15 protein-coding genes are annotated in these 17,624 nt (G+C 65.6%); 8 read left to right on the top strand and 7 right to left on the bottom strand.

Annotated features, from left to right (window positions below):
• Positions 1-44 precede the first annotated feature (44 nt).
• Positions 45-536: a hypothetical protein gene (locus PC39_RS10795; RefSeq protein WP_353253394.1), complete on the top strand. Its 492-nt coding sequence runs from the start codon at positions 45-47 to the stop codon at positions 534-536.
• 484 nt (positions 537-1,020) lie between these two features.
• Here PC39_RS10795 and dmeF read toward each other — a convergent pair whose 3' ends face one another.
• The 7 genes from dmeF to PC39_RS10760 are packed head-to-tail and all read right to left on the bottom strand — an operon-like array spanning position 1,021 to position 9,598.
• Positions 1,021-1,992 (bottom strand): CDF family Co(II)/Ni(II) efflux transporter DmeF, encoded by a 972-nt coding sequence (gene dmeF / locus PC39_RS10790; protein ID WP_353253393.1) that lies wholly within the window; start codon positions 1,990-1,992, stop codon positions 1,021-1,023.
• A 2-nt stretch (positions 1,993-1,994) separates the two neighbouring features.
• Positions 1,995-5,120, bottom strand: coding sequence for an efflux RND transporter permease subunit (locus PC39_RS10785; protein ID WP_353253392.1), 3,126 nt, complete (start codon positions 5,118-5,120; stop codon positions 1,995-1,997).
• A 15-nt stretch (positions 5,121-5,135) separates the two neighbouring features.
• Complete coding sequence (locus tag PC39_RS10780; RefSeq protein ID WP_353253391.1) at positions 5,136-6,695, bottom strand: efflux RND transporter periplasmic adaptor subunit; 1,560 nt, start codon at positions 6,693-6,695, stop codon at positions 5,136-5,138.
• Complete coding sequence (locus PC39_RS10775) at positions 6,667-6,921, bottom strand: hypothetical protein (protein WP_353253390.1); 255 nt, start codon at positions 6,919-6,921, stop codon at positions 6,667-6,669. The genes PC39_RS10780 and PC39_RS10775 overlap by 29 nt, the downstream gene beginning before the upstream one ends.
• The gene (locus PC39_RS10770; RefSeq protein ID WP_353253389.1) at positions 6,914-8,191 is read right to left on the bottom strand and encodes a TolC family protein; all 1,278 of its coding nucleotides are present in this window, start codon (positions 8,189-8,191) and stop codon (positions 6,914-6,916) included. The genes PC39_RS10775 and PC39_RS10770 overlap by 8 nt, the downstream gene beginning before the upstream one ends.
• A complete protein-coding gene (locus tag PC39_RS10765; RefSeq protein WP_353253388.1) occupies positions 8,188-9,201 on the bottom strand; it encodes a M56 family metallopeptidase in 1,014 nt (337 codons plus the stop codon). Before PC39_RS10765 ends, PC39_RS10770 begins: the two co-directional genes overlap by 4 nt.
• Complete coding sequence (locus PC39_RS10760) at positions 9,194-9,598, bottom strand: BlaI/MecI/CopY family transcriptional regulator (protein ID WP_353253387.1); 405 nt, start codon at positions 9,596-9,598, stop codon at positions 9,194-9,196. The genes PC39_RS10765 and PC39_RS10760 overlap by 8 nt, the downstream gene beginning before the upstream one ends.
• A 353-nt stretch (positions 9,599-9,951) precedes the next feature.
• Between PC39_RS10760 and PC39_RS10755 the strand changes: the two genes are divergently transcribed.
• The 7 genes from PC39_RS10755 to PC39_RS10725 all read left to right on the top strand — a co-directional run bounded on the left by PC39_RS10755 (position 9,952) and on the right by PC39_RS10725 (position 17,551).
• Positions 9,952-10,179 carry a hypothetical protein gene (locus PC39_RS10755; protein ID WP_353253386.1) on the top strand — a complete coding sequence of 76 codons (228 nt, stop codon included), beginning with the start codon at positions 9,952-9,954 and terminating at the stop codon, positions 10,177-10,179.
• Positions 10,180-10,241: 62 nt separating this feature from the next.
• On the top strand, positions 10,242-11,525 hold the full coding sequence (locus tag PC39_RS10750) for a TolC family protein (protein ID WP_353253385.1): 1,284 nt from the start codon (positions 10,242-10,244) through the stop codon (positions 11,523-11,525).
• A gap of 20 nt (positions 11,526-11,545) precedes the next feature.
• Positions 11,546-12,829 (top strand): efflux RND transporter periplasmic adaptor subunit, encoded by a 1,284-nt coding sequence (locus PC39_RS10745; RefSeq protein ID WP_353253384.1) that lies wholly within the window; start codon positions 11,546-11,548, stop codon positions 12,827-12,829.
• A gap of 21 nt (positions 12,830-12,850) precedes the next feature.
• Entirely contained in the window at positions 12,851-15,955 is a 3,105-nt protein-coding gene (locus tag PC39_RS10740; protein WP_353253383.1) for an efflux RND transporter permease subunit, read from the top strand.
• Positions 15,956-15,973: 18 nt separating this feature from the next.
• On the top strand, positions 15,974-16,210 hold the full coding sequence (locus tag PC39_RS10735; protein ID WP_353253382.1) for an EF-hand domain-containing protein: 237 nt from the start codon (positions 15,974-15,976) through the stop codon (positions 16,208-16,210).
• A gap of 34 nt (positions 16,211-16,244) precedes the next feature.
• Positions 16,245-16,574 carry a P-II family nitrogen regulator gene (locus tag PC39_RS10730; protein WP_353253381.1) on the top strand — a complete coding sequence of 110 codons (330 nt, stop codon included), beginning with the start codon at positions 16,245-16,247 and terminating at the stop codon, positions 16,572-16,574.
• Positions 16,571-17,551: a tetratricopeptide repeat protein gene (locus tag PC39_RS10725; RefSeq protein WP_353253380.1), complete on the top strand. Its 981-nt coding sequence runs from the start codon at positions 16,571-16,573 to the stop codon at positions 17,549-17,551. The genes PC39_RS10730 and PC39_RS10725 overlap by 4 nt, the downstream gene beginning before the upstream one ends.
• Positions 17,552-17,624 lie beyond the last annotated feature (73 nt).

The raw sequence follows: 17,624 nt of genomic DNA, 5'->3' as shown, positions 1-17,624 counted from the left end.
ATCAATAACCAATTGAATTTGTTCGATAATTTAACCGGACACTAGTGATACTGATCGGTATATTTAATGATACTGTTTGGTATAGGAGGCACAGCGAATCACTAGAGTTCGCTATGGCTTTCAGGCAGGCAGAGGTCTTGAATGAGCTTCAGCTGTCGCGCGCCACGTTCTGCAACTGGCGTAGGGCCATCCATGCGTTTGCCGGCAGAACCGGGGCAGGCGCGATTTACTCGAGTGGCGATGTCCTCGCTCTGAAGGCGATTAAATTCCTGGTTGCCAATCGCGAGATGCGCATCTCGAAGGTCGGTGCCCAATGTGGACCTCTGATCGACCTCTGCCGCTACGAAAACTGGGGAAAGCTGAGAAATGCCGGCGTCGTTTACGATCAGAGGACCGGCGCCGTTGAGGCGGTCTCCGAGGAGGCGCAACGGAAGGTAAGGGGCAGTTACACGGAGGTCACAATCCCGGTAGGCGAGCTACTCAGCGAGCTGGAAGCGAATATGAACCGAGACCTACATGATCGTGTGTGCAGCTGATCTGATTGTCTTGAACGTACTGTGATATATGTAGTTGTTAAAATATCACACTATCAATCGCTTACATGATAAAAGGTAACAGCCGGCCCCGCGCTGAAGGTTCAGGAGTGCTGCCTTTCCTTTTGTTCGTCTTCAAGATATTGTGAAACCTGGTATGCGGGCAGTCGAGGTCAACGAGTCAAGGTAGCAAGAGGCCACTTCATCCATGAGAGGAGGTGCGGATACCGCAGGAGGTGGACTTCAGGAGGTGGACTTCGTCCGATCCGTAGACACCTCGGACCCTCACGATGAGGCCCGCTCGAAGGCCTCGGCGTCGCCGACTTAGGCGCAGGCGTTCTTCAGGGTGGTGGTGACGCTGATGGTCGGCCGCTCCTCCACTTCTAGTGCTGTATCGGGCTTAGCCATATCCGCCTGTCGGAGCCACTGACAAACGCCGGTAGCAGTGCGCCAACTACACAAGCAGGCCAACACCCGAGCCTTAGATTCATCCGGCGGGGTGCGGGCACCGATGGACTTCCACCGTGACATGGATCAAGCGGGGTAGCGCCTCCTGCAGGCGGACGCGGTACTGCTCGGGCGTCAGTGGGTCGTCCGCCACCAGGGCGACGATGGCGGTGTAGATACCGGGACCGATGGACCAGACGTGCAAGTCGCTCACACGCTCGTCCGCCCCGGTTTCGATGGTTTCGCGGATGGACGCATCAAGCCTGGGCTGCTGGCGGTCGAGCAGGATGTGGCCGCTGTCGCGTAACAGACCCCAGGACCAGCGCGTCACGAGGACGGCGCCGACGATGCCCATGGCTGGGTCCATCCATTGCCAGCCCAGGTACTTGGCTGCCAGCAGCGCCACGATGGCCAGTAGCGAGGTCAGCGCATCCGCCAGCACGTGGAAATAAGCGGATTGCCGGTTGTGATCGTTATGGTGTTGGTGGCCGGGATAAGGGTCGTTGTGAGCGCCGTGTGAGTGGCCATGCCCATGACTATGACTGTGTCCGGCTTCGTCACCACCCAGAATCCAGGCGGAAATCCCGTTGACCACCAAGCCAATCACGGCCACCGCAATGGCCTTGTCGAACACGATAGTCACCGGCTCGATGAACCGGGCGACGCTTTCCGCCGCCATGAACAGTGCAAAACCCGCCAGCAGCACCGCGCCTGTGAAGCCACCCAAGGCGTTGACCTTGCCGGTCCCGAAACTGAAGCGCTTGTCGTGCGCGTGGCGGCGTGCGTAGACGTAGGCAAATGCCGCAATGCCCAGAGCGGTAGCGTGCGAGCCCATGTGCAGGCCGTCGGCGAGTAGGGCGATGGAGCCATAGACGATGCCGGCGGCGATCTCGATCACCATCATTGCCAACGTCAGCCCGACCACGATCCAGGTGCGGCGTTCGCCGGAGCGGACTTGGTCCTGGCCGAAATCATGGCTGTGTTGCCATTGAGCAATGTGTTGCCGATGCATGGCTAGCTCCCCGACGCTTGCAGCGCGTGTTCACGGCGCTCGGCCTGCAAGATGGAGCCGAAACGCGAGTACAGCGCCGGCACCACCAGCATGTTGAGCGCGGTAGAGGACAGCAGGCCGAACAGGATAACGATCGCCATAGGTGCCTGGATCTCGCTGCCGGGCTTGCCGAGGCTCAGGGCCAGGGGCACCAGCGCAAGGCCGGCGGCGAGCGCGGTCATCAGGATGGGCACGAGTCGTTCGCTGGCACCGCGTCGAATGGCGTCCAGCGGCGTGCGTTCGTCGCCACGGGCATAGAGCCGCTGGATGTGATCGACCATGATCACGCCGTTGCGGGTGGCGATGCCGAACAGGGTGATGAAACCGATGATAGCGGCGATGGATAGCACCCCACCGGCCAGATAGACGCCGACCACGCCGCCGATCAGCGCCAACGGCAGGTTGAGCATGACCAGCAGCGCGTCACGCGCCGAGGCGAAGGCCACCATCAGTAGCAGAAATATGCCGGCGACGACCACCGCGCCGAGCACCAGCAAGGTTCGGGAGGCCTCCTCCGCGCTTTCGAACTGACCACCATATTCGATGTGGTAGCCAGTCGGCAGGCTTAGCTCGGCGTCCAGCTTCGCGCGGATGTCCTCGACCACACTGACCAGATCGCGGCCGGCGACATTCGCGGCGACCACCCGCTTGCGTTGCACGTTCTCGCGGCTGATGTTGTTGGCCCCACGGTCCTTGCGGATATCGGCCAGCGCGTGCAGCGGCACCTGGGCGCCGGACTCCGTGGTGATCAGGGTCGAACGGATGGCGTCGAGGTCCTGCTTGAACCGCGGCGGATAGCGCACCACCAGATCGAAGGCCGCTTGGCCTTCCAGAATCTGGGAGACTTCGCTGCCGCTGAACGCGGTTTCTAGGAATTCGCCGGCTTCGGCGACGTTCAGGCCGTAGCGTGCCAGCGCCTGGCGGTCGAAGTCCACGTTTAGGAACGGCACCTCGGCGCGGCTGGCCAGGGAGACGTCCACTGTGCCCGGCACTTCCGCGGTCAGGCTCTCTGCGCGTTTGGCCAGGCGATCGAGCTCGGTCAAGTCGTCGCCGAATATCTTGATGGCAATATTGGCGCGGGTGCCGGAGAGCATGTGGTCAATACGGTGCGAGATCGGCTGGCCAATAATGATGTTGGCGCCGGCGATGGCACCCAATTCGTCGCGCAGCTCGGTCAGCATAGCGGCTTTGCCACGCTCGGACAGCTCCAGGCTCACGTCGATCTCGGAGGCGTAGACGGCCTGCGCGTGCGGGTCGAGCTCGGCGCGGCCGGTGCGCCGGGCGGTAGCGACCACCTCGGGGGTGCTCAGCAGCACCTTCTCCACCCGCTGCGCGATCGCGTCGGATTTTTCCAGCGAGGTGCCCGGCAGCGTGACCACGGACAACGTGAGGCTGCCCTCGTTGAACTCAGGCAGGAAAGAGCGCCCAGCCAGGCTGAGTGCGATGACGGCGACGACCAACAGTGCGGCCGCGCTGGCGACCACCAGCCACCAGTAACGCAGGGCTGCATCGAGAAGCGGCCGGTAGCCGCGTTTCAGTGCCGCGATCAAGCGGTTGTCGTGGGCCCCGGCCACCGTCTTCGAGTTCGGTAATAAGCTCAGACCCAGCACGGGGGTGACGGTCAGCGCCACCAGTAGCGAGGCGCCCAATGCCACGATGTAGGCCAGTCCCAGCGGCTGCAGCAGGCGCCCTTCCACGCCGGTGAGGAAGAACAACGGCAAAAAGACCAGGATGATAATCAGGGTGGCGAAGACGATCGAGGCCTGGATCTCACGGGTGGCATCGAACACGACCGTCGGTATCGGTTGTCGGTCCGCCTCGGGACGTGCCCGATTCTCTCGCAGGCGCCGCACGATGTTTTCAACCACGATGATGGCGTCGTCCACCAGCGCGCCCAGGGCGATGGCGATGCCGCCCAGGGTCATGGTATTGATGGTGGCGCCAGTGGCGCGCAGCACGAGAATGGTGGCGATCACCGACAGCGGCAGCGCCATCAGCGTGATGGCCGTGGCGCGGCCGCTCAGCAGAAACACGAATACGATGGCGATCACCAGGATGGCGCCGTCGCGGATCGCCGCCGACAGGTTCTCGATGGCCAGCTCGATGAAATCCGCCTGCCGGAAGGCGTCGGTCTCGATGCGCATGCCGCCAGGCAGCGAGGCCTCGATCTCCTTGATGGTGGCGTCCAGGCGTTCGGTCAGCTCTAGGGTGTTGGCGTCGGGCTGTTTCTGGATGCCCAGGATCACTGCGTCTTGCCCGCGGTAGCTGCCGGTGCCGCGTCGCGGGGCCGGTCCGATCTCCACCGAGCCCAGATCGCTGACTTTGACCGGCACACCGTCGCGGCGGGCGACCACGGTTTGTTCGATGTCCTCGATGTGGTCCACGCGGCCGCGGCCGTGGATCAGAAACTCCTGGTCGTTGTCGGCGTAAAAGCCGCCTCCGGCGCTCTGGTTGGTGCCGCCGACGGCATCGATGACCTGCTGGACGGGAATCCGATAGGCCGACAGACGTTCCGGCCGCACCTGGACCTGATACTGCTTGGTCCGCCCGCCGGTGGGGATGACCTGGGCCACCCCCGGCACCGCCAACAGGCGCCGGCGAACCACCCAGTCGGCGGTGGTCTTGAGCGCCATCGGGTCGTGCTGGTCCGAAAGCAGGGCGATGAACATGACCTCGCCCATCACCGAGGTAATGGGGGCGAGTACCGGCGGTGGGATATCGGGCGGCAACTGGCTGCGGGCAGCCTGCAGCTTCTCTGTGACGATCTGGCGCGCCTTGTAGATATCGGTGTCCCAATCGAACTCCACGGTGATCACGGCCAGCCCCACAGTGGTATTCGAGCGCACCCGACGCACGCCCGAAGCGCCGTTCATGGCGGTCTCGATGGGGAAGGTCACCAGCTTCTCGACTTCCTGCGGCGCCATGCCATGGACCTCGGCGACGATAGTCACCGCAGGGGCGGTCAGATCGGGGAAGACATCCACCGGCGTTCTCAGGGCCTGCCAGCCGCCCCACGCCAACAACAGGCCAGCAGCGGCCATCACCAGCACGCGGTTGGCCAGCGACCAAGCGATAACGCGGTCGATCATGGGACGATTCTCCCGTTAATGGGCGTGACCGTGTCCGGCCTCGGCTGGGCTGGCCGCCGCCAGCTGCACGTCATAGGCGCCGCGGGTGACCACCCGTTCGCCAGCCTCGACGCCTCGCTCCACGGCGACGTACTCGGCGCCGCGCAGATCGAGCTGCACCGGCCGGCGGGCGAAGGTCTCGCCGCCGGTCTGCACGTACACCACCGGCTGGCCGCCGTCGTCGATCAGCGCCGAGCGCGGCACCGCCAGCGTCTCGACCGTCTCGCCGGTATAGACTCGGGCGTCGAGCCCGCGGCCCAGAAGCGGCGTGGCGTCATCTTCGGTGAACTCGAAGATGACCGGCACCGTCCGGCTGATCGGATCGATCACGCCGCCGGCGGTGATCAGACGGGTGTTGTCGCCAACGCGCAGCACCCGGCGCCGGCCGTTCCCCTCGAACCAGGCGCCGCTGGGCTGCGCTAGGCGATCGGCATCGGCTTCCGGAATCCGCGCCTCCAGCCAGCGCTTGTCGCCGGCAGCGATCTGCAGCAGCACTTGATCCGGCGAGACGAACTCGCCCGGCGCCACGGCCACCTCGACGATGCGGCCGGCAATCGGCGCAATGATCGGCACGCCGGCATCTTCGGCGCCGCCCTGATATTGGTTCAACCGCGCCCGGGCCGCATTCAGTTCCGCGCGCGCCATCCGGGCGTCGTTCTCGGCTTCACGCACACGGTGCGCGGCGACCGCACCGTCGGCCAGCAGGCCGCGTAGGCGTTCGAGATTCGCCCGCGCCAACTCGGAGTCGGCACGCGCCTTGTCCACCGCCAGGCGCAGACTGGACAGATCAACCCCGCCGGCCAGCCGGGCCCGCAGAGTGCCCAGGCGCTGACCTTTTTCCACCTCGGTACCCACGACGGGGAAGTGCTCGCCGAAGGCAGAGAACAGGCCCTCGGCCGGGGCGCGCACGATGGCGGTGCGATCCCCTGGCGGACGCAGCCACGCGGTGGCGTAAACCGAGGCACGCAATCGGCGTTTGGTCACCGGCTCAGTGGCGAATTCGGTGTCCCACTGCTGTTCTTTCAGATAGCTTACGTCGCCGCTCGGGCCATTTGCGGCCGGCTCGACTGTATCGCTGCCCGCGTACACGGTGACTTCGCCAAGCCCGTGCACGACTTCCAAGCCGGGCGCGGAAACCTTCAGGCTGAGGCGATATACGCCGGCCTCGCGCGGCCGCACCACCGGGGTGAAGATGCCGGGCCGGGCTGGGGCCTCCACCCGGAAGCGCGCGCGGGTCGTGCCGTCCTGGCTGAGCAGGACGTCCATGACACCTTCGCGCACCGGGCTGTAATCGGTCAGCCGCGTGACATGCGCCGCAAAGCGCGAATCCTGTCCCGCCACCAAGGCCGGGAATTCCACGAACAGCTCGCTTTTATCGGTGTAATGGGTATAGACGCGAGTCGAGCGCGCGTTCCCCTCGCCGTGGCCGGCATGCCCCGCCGTCTCCTGGGGCGCCGAGTCGCAGGCCGCGAGTGCGGTTAACAGAGCGAGGCCGCAGATCGCGCGTTTAGTGACTGTGGCCGTGCTCGGCATCATGGCTGTGTTCCTGATTCGTATCACTTGAGGTGGTATCGGCATTGCCGGTGTCGTCGCCGTAGAAGGCCTTAGTTTTCGGTTCCTGTGTGCCGTGCGGTTCGTGCGTGGCGCCTGGTTCGTGCTGATGATCACCGTCGCTGCCATGCCCCTGTTCGGACTCGGATTCGCCGCTACAGGCGGCAAGCGCCAACAGGACGGCGAGGGCTGGAAGTATCGCTTTATTCATGGTGTTCTCCTTGCGCCGGGGCTTGGGTGAGGGCTTGCAGATCGATAGATGCGTCGCGGGCTTGTTTTTGCAGGCCCAGCACGCGCAGCTCGGCATCGAGCGCGCTATTGTAGGCATCGACCAGCTCCAGCACGCCCACTTCGGCGCCGCGGTAACCGGACTCGGCAGCGCGGACCAGTCGCCGCGTGGAGGCAACATTGGCGCGCTGGAATCGTTCGACGCTTTGCAGTAATTCGCGCAGCTGCAGCCAGCGGCCGCGGACTTCGCCGCGCAGCTCGGCCACCGCGAGTCGATACTCGGCCTCGCGGACCTGCGCCGTCGCCTTCGCGCTGGCGCGCTCGCCTTGGTTGCGGTCGAACAGGGGAATGGCCACGCCCAGGCTGATCAGGTTGCCGTCGAAGCTGCGCCCGAATTCCTGTTGCTCCTTGCGGCCGACGCCGAGGGTCACATCGGGAATTGCGGCCCGGGCCTCGGCTCGGGCGGTCAGCTCGCTGGCCTTCGCCTGGGCCTTGAGGCGTTGCAATCGGGGCATGGCATCGAGGTTTCGTAGCAGTGTTGCCAATGGCGGCGGTGCTGCGGGAGGCAGTTCGCCGACCAGGGGGGTGCGCGATTCGACAGTCGACTCTTCGCCCAGCAGCGCAGCGAGCCGGGCGCGGTTGCGCTGGCGCTTGGCCTTCAGGCTCGCCGTACGCGCGTCGAGCGTCGACGCCGCGCGTTCCAGCCGTACCACATCGTATTGCGCCGCCTGGCCGGCTCGCTCCTGCTTGCGTATTTGGTCGATCAGCTTGGATAGCCGTGCGCGCCAGACGGCGATCGCATCCACCTGTGCCTGCCGGTATCGGGTCTCGAAAAAGAGGGTGCGCACGCGGGTGCGGATTTGCAGCCGAGTGTCGCCTGCCGCATGGCTGGTAGCGTCCAGCCCTGCCTGGGCCGCCTCACGGCGCAGACCACGCTCGCCGGACAGATCGAATTCCTGATAAAGCCAATAAAAGCGCTCGCGGGAAGTGGTTTCGGCCAGCTCCGTGGATTCCTGGGACAATGAGATTTCCGGGTTAGGCCAGGTGCCGGCGGCGGTGAGATCGCCGCGCGCCCGAGCCCGGCGCCCAGCCAGCAATCGAGCCACATTGTCCCGTGTCAGCGCGCGCTGCTCGGCCTGCTCCAGGGTGAGCGCGTCGGCCTCATTCTCAGCAGCGGCAGCGCCAGCGCCAAACAAAAAGAGCCCGGTGGCCAGTACGAGATGACTGGCTCTGAAAACGGTTGTCGTGTTCATAAGCTGGCGAAGGGAAGCAGTAGTTCGGCCAAGCGATGGAGATACGGGCCGCCCATCAGCACGACGGCTATGGAACCCACGCCGAGAGCGGTCAAAGTCAGCGCGGACATTCGGCGGGGGGCAGCGGGTCCGGCCAGCAAGGCGGTCACGCGGGCGGACAGATTGTCATCCAGCAAATGGCAGGCATTCACGCCGGGCGATCGGCTTGGGCTGGTCTGTTGTGCTCGGGCGACTTCAACCAGGCAGTCGGCCACCACGAGCCGGTCCCCCGTTTGCCGGACTACGGTCTCGTCACAGCGTTGCTCGATCGCGAGTTCCCATTGGCGGCGTATGGCAGCGCCGAACCACGGCAGATGCATTTTCGCCAACGCATTGACGATCACGGCGGTCAGCATGTCGTGATGCCGAATGTGCGCGTGTTCGTGGGCCAGCACCATGTTCAAGGCATGCCGGTCGAGTTGCGCACGCAACCCCGCGCTGACGAAGGCTCGGCCTCGCACCAGGCCGGCCGCGAAGGCCAGCGGTTGGCGCAGGGGCAGCAGCAAATACCGATCCCTTGGTTGCCACCGCGCGATCCGGCGCATGAAGCGCAGGCGCCGCCCGGCCGCGAACATGCGTATGGCGCCGGCGACGATTGCGACGACGACGCCAGCGAACACCAACAGCACCAGCGCCGTAAGCCACGCGGGTAGAAGGATCTGCGGTGCATGCCATTGGCATAGGGCGGGGTGGGAGATGGGATGGGACTTGCAGTGCGCTAGCGCGTTCCCGTCGGAGAACAAACTCGCGGGCAACGTGGTCGGCATTGACATGGAGACCATCAAGGCTAAGCCGACCAGGGCAGGACAGGCCAATAATGCGAGCAACAGCCGTTGTCGGCTTTGTGGTGGACACCGCAGTAACCAGCGCTGGCCGCCGAGAAATAGCACCGCCGAAACCGCGGCGCCCGCGAACGTGCCTAGCAAGCCGGACAATCCGTAAACCGCAACGCTGTTGACGAGGCTACTCATCGCTGTCGCGCTGTACGCGTTGCGCGTCGATGAGCCGCTGCAGGCGGTCCAGGTTGTCGGGGTCGTCCTGTTCGGCGAGCTTTACAAAAGATGCCATAAAGGCCCCGGAATCCCGCGCACCGAGTCGCTCGGCGATTTGTCCCATGGCCTCCACCAGCAGTGCCTCACGCTCGATCGCCGGGGTATAGACGTAGGCGCGACTGACTTTCTCGCGGCGCAAAAGCTGTTTGCGAAACAGCCGATCGAGGGTCGATTGCACCGTATTCAGGCTGCGTCGCTGGTCCCGCCCGAGCACCGCATGTACGGCCTTGACGTCCGCCGGACCGCTCTCCCAGAGGTGCTCCAACACCTCTATTTCCAATTGCCCCAACGGCAGGTTAAGAGATTGGCTTCGCATCCAACGGCTCTCAAGTGCTCAAAGAGCCGCCAGTTTGCTCAAGCAAAAACCGACTGTCAATCGGTTTTATATGTCGGGGCCGCTCTTTTTTATGGGATGCGGTGATCTTGCACGGCGGTCCGAGCGATAATGTTGTTTCTAACCATCGCCCTGAGGCTGGCCAAGAGGGGGCGTTAACGATTGTTTTCTTTCAGCAGGATGCCCAGTTAGCGCAGCCATCGAATTTGCAATCGCTAGTCTCATAGGTAGTATTGCTCGACATGCGTTGCAGTCCAGCCCATATCATGCACGTGCTTGCGGTCCTTTGCGTGGCCGCAAGCAGCCTCGTATGGGCGGGGCATGGCGACTTGCCCTTGTCCGCGAGTGACGGCGAGGTCGCCAGCGCGTCACACGCCCACTTCGATGGTTCTGATCTGGTCCAGGGCTGCGACCACTGCTGCCATGCCGGCGCCCACTTGGTGGCATTACCGCCGGCCGTGACTGGTTCTGCATTCGCGGCGGAGCGGGCCTACGTGGCCACCGACAGCTTGGTCTTGACCCAGCCCCAGACCGATCCCCCCTTCATACCGCCGATAGCCTGAGTCCCTTCGCGCTGACCGCGCGGGCGCATGCCCGTGTGTTTTTCCTGCGATGAGGACTCGCAATGCGTTTCTACCTGATACTCGGCGCGGCCGGACTGTGTCTGGCCGCCGCGGTCCAAGCGGCTGAACCGGAGCAGCTACCGCAGCCGCTGACCCTGGACCGGGCCCTTGAGTGGGCCGAACGCTACAACCCGACCCTGCGCGGCGCCCGCATCGAGCTGCGCCGCAACCAAGGGGTTTTCGAGCATGCCGACGTGGCGGTGCCGTCCAACCCGGAGCTGGAACTGGAAAGCGCCGAGCGCCAGGCGCCGGATGGCTCGACCACCACGGACATCGGCGTGCGCCTGTCCCAGGAATTCTGGATCGCGGGGCAGGGCGGTCTGCGCGAGGCCGCGGCCGAGTCCCGGCTCGCCGGGGCGCGCTCCCAACTCGATTTCTTACGCGCCGCGATCCGCGCCCGGGTGCGTGCGGCTTTCCTGCAGACCCTGGTCGCGGGGCGGGCGGTGGACACGGCCGAGGCGGTTCTCGCCGTCAACCGCGACCTGGCGAATTACGCCGAGCGCCGGCTGGAAGCCGGCAAGGCCAATCGGCTGGAGGCCAATACCGCGCGCATCGGCCTGGGCCGTGCCCGGGCACTGCTGGCACAGGCCCGCAACCGGCAGGCCCAGGCCCGCCTGCGCTTAGCCGAGCTGCTGGCGGTGGACCCGTCCGAGCCGCTGTCGTTGCGGGGCCGGCTGGCGCCGGCGCCTTTGCAGCTACCCAACCAGGACCAGTTGCTGCAGCGTGCCGTGCAGCGGCGTGGCGACCTGGCGGCGGCGGCGAAAGAAGTCAGCGCCGCACAGGAAGAACTCAAGCTGGCCCGCCGTCAGATCGTGCCCAACCTCAAAGTCTTCGGCTTCTACGGTGAGGAAGAGAAAGCCGAGATAACCGGTGGCGGCGTGTCCTTCGAGCTACCGCTGCTGCACCGCTATGGCGGCGAGCGCAAGCAGGCCAGTGCCGAGCTGGACGCCGCCCTGCTGGAGCGCAATACGCTGCAACGCACGGTGCGCGTTCAGGTGCTTTCCGGGCTTTCGGACTATCGCGCCGCACGCGAGCGTGCCGCTGCTCTGACCGAGGAAGTTGTAGCCGCCGCCAACGAGAACTTCGAGCTTACGCAGGCTGCCTTCGAGGCCGGCGAGCTGGGCGCCCCGGCCCTGACCGCCGCCCAGGACACCCTGATCAATACCCGCCGGGACTACTTGGATGCGCTGGACGCACTGGTGGCCGCGGGCACCGATCTGGAGCGCGCCACCGGCGGGCTCATCGCGATGGACAACGCCGCCGCCCGGAGCGAGGCGTCCCAATGAATCGACAGGAGACACGTTTTATGCCCCGCACGAACCGGATTTGCGCCTGGCTGCTGCTCGTAGTCCTGGTGCCATTGACCGCCTGCGGCCAGGACGCCGCCGCGCCGGCCCAATCGAGCGATCAGGACCACACGGCGGAAAAGGCCCAGCAAGGTGACCATGGCGGCCACAAAGAAGAAGGTCACGAAGAAGGTCACAAGGCCGGCAAGGCGGAGGAGGAGGAAGTCCACCGCCAAGGCCGCGTCCACCTCACGAAGGCGCAGCGCCAACGGCTGAGCCTCGAGATCGCACCGGCCGAGGCCGGCTCGGCGGCCGCCATCGTGCAGGCGCCGGCCACGGTGCGCTTCGACGCCGACCGTGTGGCCCGGGTCGGCCCCAGGCTGGAGGCCAAGGTGCTCGAGGTCACCAAGGATCTGGGCGAGAAGGTCGCCGCCGGCGAGACCGTGGCGGTGCTCGACAGCGTCCAGCTCGGTCGTGCCAAGGCGCGTTATCTCACGGCATCGGCGCGCTTCGAGTCGGCATCGGCAAACTATCGCCGCGACCAGAAGCTGGCGGAGCGCCAGATCGTGAGCGAGGCCGAGCTGCTGGACTCCAAGGCGAGCTACCTGGAGGCAAAGGCCGAGCGTGACGCCGCGCGGGCCGAGTTGCGGCTGTACGACCTGGACGACTCGGACATCGACGGCATCGCGGTCGGCGGCGAACAGCCGCTGTCCCGCTACATACTTACCGCGCCCATGGCCGGCGTCATCCAGCGCCGCGACCTGGTGTCGGGGCAAACGGTGTCGGCCCAGGAAACCCCGATCCACATCGTCAACAGCGAGCGGATGTGGGTGATGGTCGAGGCCGCCGAGACCGATATGCCGCGCCTGGCGCCCGGCCAGAAGATGAAGCTGACCGTGCGCGCCCTGCCCGGGAAAATCTTCACCGGCAAGACCGACTGGGTCTCCCGCGATCTGGACGAGCAATCCCGCACCGTGCGCGTGCGCGCGATCGTGCCCAATGAGGACGGCCTGCTGCGCGCGGGCATGTTCGGCAGCGCGCGTATCCATACCGAGAGCGAGCAACGCCTTGCCCTGGTGCCGGTGGACGCGGTGCAGACCGTCGACGGGCGGCAAGTGGTGTTCGTGCCCGGTGCCGAGCCCGGGGCGTTTCGCGCGGTGCCGGTGCGCACCGGCACCGAGGCGGATGGGCAGGTGGAAATCCTCTCCGGCGTCAAGCCCGGCGAGCGCGTGGTCGTCTCGGGTGCGTTCGATCTGATGTCCGCCCTGACCGCCAGCGGCCGCAGCGCGGCCCACGGCCACTGATCGGCGCAAGGAGCCAATAGCATGATTGAAGGTCTGGTACGACTCGCCCTCAACAACCGCCTGCTGACGCTGGTCGTCATCGCCGCCATTGCCGGCATCGGCATCATGTCCCTGAACCGCGTGCCGATCGACTCGTTCCCGGACGTCACGCCGCCGATGGTGCAGGTGTTCACGTCCAGCCCCGGTCTGTCGCCGGTGGACGTCGAGACGCTGGTGTCCTACCCCGTATCGATCTCGATGTACGGGTTGCCGGGGCTCAAGCGGGTTCAGTCCACGTCCATCTTCGGGCTGTCCCGGGTCAATATCTACTTCGAGGACGGTACCGACATCTATTTCGCCCGGCGGCTGGTGATGGAGCGTCTGGCCAAGGCGCGCCGCGAGATCCCGCCGGGGCTGGGCGAGCCACAGCTCGGCCCGATCACCACCGGCCTGGGCCGGGTGATGATGTACACGGTGGAGAACGAGAAGGGCGCGACCCATTCCCCCATGGATCTGCGCGTGGCCCAGGACTGGATCGTCAAGCCGCAGCTGCGCACCGTGCCGGGGGTCACCGACGTGCTGTCCATCGGCGGCTTCGAGAAGCAGTACCAGGTCAAGCTGGACCCCAACGCGCTGGCCGCCCGCGACCTTACCGTGGCGGACGTGCGTCGGTCGCTGGCGGCCAACAACCGCAACGTCGGCGCCTCTTTCATCAACCGCGCCGGCGAGGAGTACATCATCCGCGGCTACGGCTGGGTCGATCCGGGCGAGAAAGGCCTGGATGACCTGCGCAACATCCAGGTCGCCGAGCAGGACGGCACCCCCGTCTACATCAGGGACATCGCCGAGGTCGCCTTCGGGCCGGCGATTCGGCGCGGCGCCCTGGTCGCCAACGGCGAGGAAGCGGTCGGCGGCTTCGTCCTCAAGCTGATCTATACCAACACCCAGAAGCTGCTGGAGTCGGTGGACAAGAAGGTCGAGGCCATCAACGAGGCGCTGCCCGAGGGCATGCGCCTGAACCAGTACTACTCGCAGGCGGACCTGGTGGAAAAGGCCGTGGGCACGGTCGAGGATGCGTTGCTGGAAGGCGCGGTGCTGGTGCTGGTGTTTCTGTACCTGTTCCTGGGCAACCTGCGCTCGACCCTGATCGTGCTCGCCAGCCTGCCGCTGTCGGTACTGATCGCCTTTATCGCCATGGACTACGTCGGCATGTCGGCCAACCTGATGAGCCTGGGCGGGCTCGCCATCGGCATCGGTATGATGGTGGACGGCTCGGTGGTGATGATCGAGAACATCTTCCGCCACCTGGAGGAACGCGCGGGAGAAGACATTTCTATGCTGCGGTTGGTAAGCGAGGCCGCCCGGGAGGTGGCCCAGCCGATTACCTTCGCCATCGCCATCATCATCATCGTGTTCCTGCCGCTGTTCACGCTGCAGGGGGTCGAGGGCAAGCTGTTCTCGCCGATGGCCTATACCATCAGCTTCGCGTTGGTGGCTGCGCTGATTGTGGCCCTGACCCTGGTGCCGGTGCTCACGTCGCTGTTGTTCAAGAAGGGCAGCGCGCACGGCGAGCCGCGCTTGGTGGGTTGGCTCAAGGCCGGCTACCGGCCACTGCGCGACGCGGCGCTCAAGGCGCCGGCGCTGGTGCTGGGCATCGCGGTGGTGCTGTTCGGGATCAGCCTGGCGATCTTTCCGACCCTTGGCACCGAGTTCGTGCCCACCCTGCGCGAGGGCACCTTCCTGGTGCGCTCCACGCTGCCGCCCGGGGCCAATCTGAAGACCACCAACGAGTACGCGAAACGCGTGCAGGCAGTGATGAACGAGTTCGACGAGGTCACCGGCGTGTACTCTCGCGTCGGCCGCGCCGAGGTCGGCGGCGACCCGGAGCCGGTCAATGTGATCGCCTCCATGGTGATACTCAAGCCGCTGGACGAATGGCAGAGCGGGCGCGACTACGAGGAACTGCAGTCGGCCCTGGCCGATCGCTTGAGCGCCGAGGTGCCGGGCCTGGCCAACAACGTCTCCCAGCCGATCCAGCTGCGCACCGACGAGCTGCTGTCCGGCGTGCTGGCGCAGGTCGTCGTGAGCCTCTACGGTGAGAACCTCGACAAACTCGCCAAGCTCGGCCGGCAGATCACGGGCATCGCCCGCGAGGTCCCCGGCGCGGTGGACGTGCGCATGCAGCAGCAGGGCGGCAAGCCCCAGATCGTGGTACGCCCGGACCGGGAAGCCCTGGCGCGCTACGGCATCCCGCTGGACGAGGTGCTGGGCGTGGTCGAGGCCGGCATCGGCGGAGCCACCGTCGGCCAGGTGTTCGAGGGCATCCGCCGTTTCGACATCTTCCTGCGCCTGCAGGAGGATGCGCGTACCCAGGTGGACGCCATCCGCGACCTGCAGTTCCGGACCTCGGAGGGCGCGCTGATCCCGCTGTCGCGCGTGGCCGATGTCGAGGTCTACCGCGGGCCCAAGAAAATCTCGCGCGCCAAGGCCAGCCGCCGGCTGTTCGTGCAGCTCAACGTGCGCGGCCGCGACATGGGCGGCGTCGTCAGCGAGCTCCAGAAGCGGGTCAAGGAGGAGGTGGACCTGCCCGCCGGCTATTTCGTCGAGTACGGCGGCCAGTTCGAGAACCAGCGGCGGGCCATGGCGCGGCTGTACATCGTGGTGCCCATCACCCTGGCGCTGATCTTCCTGCTGCTGTTCATCGCCTTTTCCAGCATCCGCTACGCGGCGCTGATCTATCTCAACGTGCCGTTCGCCATCACCGGCGGCATCTTCGCCCTGTGGATCTCCGGGCTGTACCTGTCGGTGGCCGGCGCGGTGGGCTTCATCGCCGTGTTCGGCGTGGCCGTGCTCAACGGCGTGGTGCTGGTGTCCTACATCAACCAGCTCCGGGGCCGGGGCATGAATCGCGACGAAGCCGTGCGCACCGGCGCCGAGCATCGTCTGCGGCCGGTGCTGATGACCGCGTCGGTAGCCATCCTCGGCCTCCTCCCGCTGCTACTGGCCGACGGTATCGGCGCCAACGTCCAGCGGCCGCTGGCGGCCGTGGTGGTCGGCGGGCTGATCACATCGACCTTGTTGACCTTGCTGGTATTGCCCGCGGTTTATCGGTGGTTCGCCGAGCCGCGGCGCGAGGTGAAACTGTAAGAGAGGAGGATATTCGCCATGCGTTATCGGACATTGACATTGAGCCTGGGGGCGCTGGTTCTCGTGTCGGGCTGCAGCGCGTTCTGGAATGACGAGGTCGGCCATACCGGAACCCCATCGTTCATGGTCGCCGACCAGAACATGGACGGCTACGTCAGCCGCAGCGAGGCGGCGAGCCGCGCCTCCCTGTCCGCGATATTCGACGATCTCGATGCGGACGGGGACGGGAGGATCAGCCGAGAGGAATATCGCTGAACCGTTTGATCGCAATCTAATCGAGGGTCATGCCATGAAAGAGATCAAGGCCTATGTGCGCGAGCACATGTTGGACCAGGTCATCGATGCGCTGGCGAGGGTTCCGGAGTTGCCCGGCATCGCCATCGTCTCGGTGCGCGAGTTCGGTCATGCGGTCGAGAACGGTCGGCTGATCAAGACCGAGATGGTCAAGCTGGAGATCGATGTCCCGGACGAGCTGGTCGCGCCGGTGGTCGAGACCATCGTCGAGCATGCCCGCACCGGCGAGGGCCATCCCGGCGACGGCAAGGTGTTCGTCTCCGAGCTGCGCGAGGCCATCCGCATCGCGGATGGCACGCGCGGTGACACCGCGGTGCGCCGATGAGCGGCTTCCGTCCGTGCCGGCGTGGCGCATTCGCCGTTCTCTTGTCCGCGGCCCTGGCATTGGCGGCGTGTTCCGATGGCGTAGCCCCTTGGGCGCAGACCGAAATCTGCTATGAGCTGACACCGGCGACCTTGGAGGTTTTGCGCCGCGCCCAGGACGGCGACGCCGAGTCGCGGAACGAGATGGGGGTGGTGTACGCCACGGGCCGAGGAGGACTCCCACAGGACTACCGGCGGGCTGCCGAATGGCTTGAGAAAGCGGCAGCGCAGGGGCTGCCCGAGGCGCAATACAACTACGCGCTGTTGTTTGAACTGGGCAAGGGCGTCAAGAAGGACCCGGTCGAGGCGGCCGAGTGGCTGGAGAAGGCCGCGAATCAGGGGCTTGCCGAGGCGCAGTTCGAGCTCGGCAATCTCTATCGTCGCGATGTCGGCGTGCCGCAGGATGTTCGCCATGCCGTGGCGCTTTACTTGCGTGCCGCCAAGCAAGGGCATGCGCCGGCCCAATACAACCTGGGCTTGTTGTACGACTACGGGCGCGGCGTGCTGTTGGATACGGAAGAGGCCGTCAAATGGTACCGGCGTGCCGCCGAGCAGGGCCTGGCGGTGGCGCAGGTCAAGCTGGCCAACAAGTACGAGCAGGGCCGCGGAGTCCCCAAGGACGACCAGCAAGCCTTTGCCTGGTTCGAGCGCGCCGCCCGCCAGGGCTTGTCCATGGCGCAGGTGAACCTGGCGGTGATGTCGTTCAAGGGCATCGGTGTCGAACGGGACCCGGTCAGCGCCTATGCGTGGTTCAGCTTGGCCGCGGACCAGGGCGTCGGTCGGGCCATGCGTTACCGCGAGGAGGTCCGTGGGATGTTATCGCCCTCGGAACGAGAGAGGGCGGAATCGCTGGCCGAGCGTCTGGCCGGCCTGTATGAGTCGGCCGCACAGCAATCCGAAGGCCCGAGGTTTGTCTTGCGAGACGCGGCATCCGATTAGCGGCGTGCGCTGGTATTGGATCGTGCTGAGCATCCTGGGCCTGTGGGCGGTTTCGATGCTTATGAAATGGGCG

The organism is Salinisphaera sp. PC39, assembly GCF_040361335.1.
Classification (GTDB): domain Bacteria; phylum Pseudomonadota; class Gammaproteobacteria; order Nevskiales; family Salinisphaeraceae; genus APNM01.
The sequence above is the reverse complement of the archived record's forward strand: the minus strand, read 5'-3'. Positions and strand labels throughout refer to the sequence as shown.

Coding starts and splice junctions, on each gene's coding strand:
- dmeF (WP_353253393.1), bottom strand. CDS start 1,992: ATGCATCGGCAACACATTGCTCAATGGCAACACAGCCATGATTTCGGC.
- PC39_RS10785 (WP_353253392.1), bottom strand. CDS start 5,120: ATGATCGACCGCGTTATCGCTTGGTCGCTGGCCAACCGCGTGCTGGTG.
- PC39_RS10780 (WP_353253391.1), bottom strand. CDS start 6,695: ATGATGCCGAGCACGGCCACAGTCACTAAACGCGCGATCTGCGGCCTC.
- PC39_RS10775 (WP_353253390.1), bottom strand. CDS start 6,921: ATGAATAAAGCGATACTTCCAGCCCTCGCCGTCCTGTTGGCGCTTGCC.
- PC39_RS10770 (WP_353253389.1), bottom strand. CDS start 8,191: ATGAACACGACAACCGTTTTCAGAGCCAGTCATCTCGTACTGGCCACC.
- PC39_RS10765 (WP_353253388.1), bottom strand. CDS start 9,201: ATGAGTAGCCTCGTCAACAGCGTTGCGGTTTACGGATTGTCCGGCTTG.
- PC39_RS10760 (WP_353253387.1), bottom strand. CDS start 9,598: ATGCGAAGCCAATCTCTTAACCTGCCGTTGGGGCAATTGGAAATAGAG.
- PC39_RS10750 (WP_353253385.1), top strand. CDS start 10,242: ATGCGTTTCTACCTGATACTCGGCGCGGCCGGACTGTGTCTGGCCGCC.
- PC39_RS10745 (WP_353253384.1), top strand. CDS start 11,546: ATGCCCCGCACGAACCGGATTTGCGCCTGGCTGCTGCTCGTAGTCCTG.
- PC39_RS10740 (WP_353253383.1), top strand. CDS start 12,851: ATGATTGAAGGTCTGGTACGACTCGCCCTCAACAACCGCCTGCTGACG.
- PC39_RS10735 (WP_353253382.1), top strand. CDS start 15,974: ATGCGTTATCGGACATTGACATTGAGCCTGGGGGCGCTGGTTCTCGTG.
- PC39_RS10730 (WP_353253381.1), top strand. CDS start 16,245: ATGAAAGAGATCAAGGCCTATGTGCGCGAGCACATGTTGGACCAGGTC.
- PC39_RS10725 (WP_353253380.1), top strand. CDS start 16,571: ATGAGCGGCTTCCGTCCGTGCCGGCGTGGCGCATTCGCCGTTCTCTTG.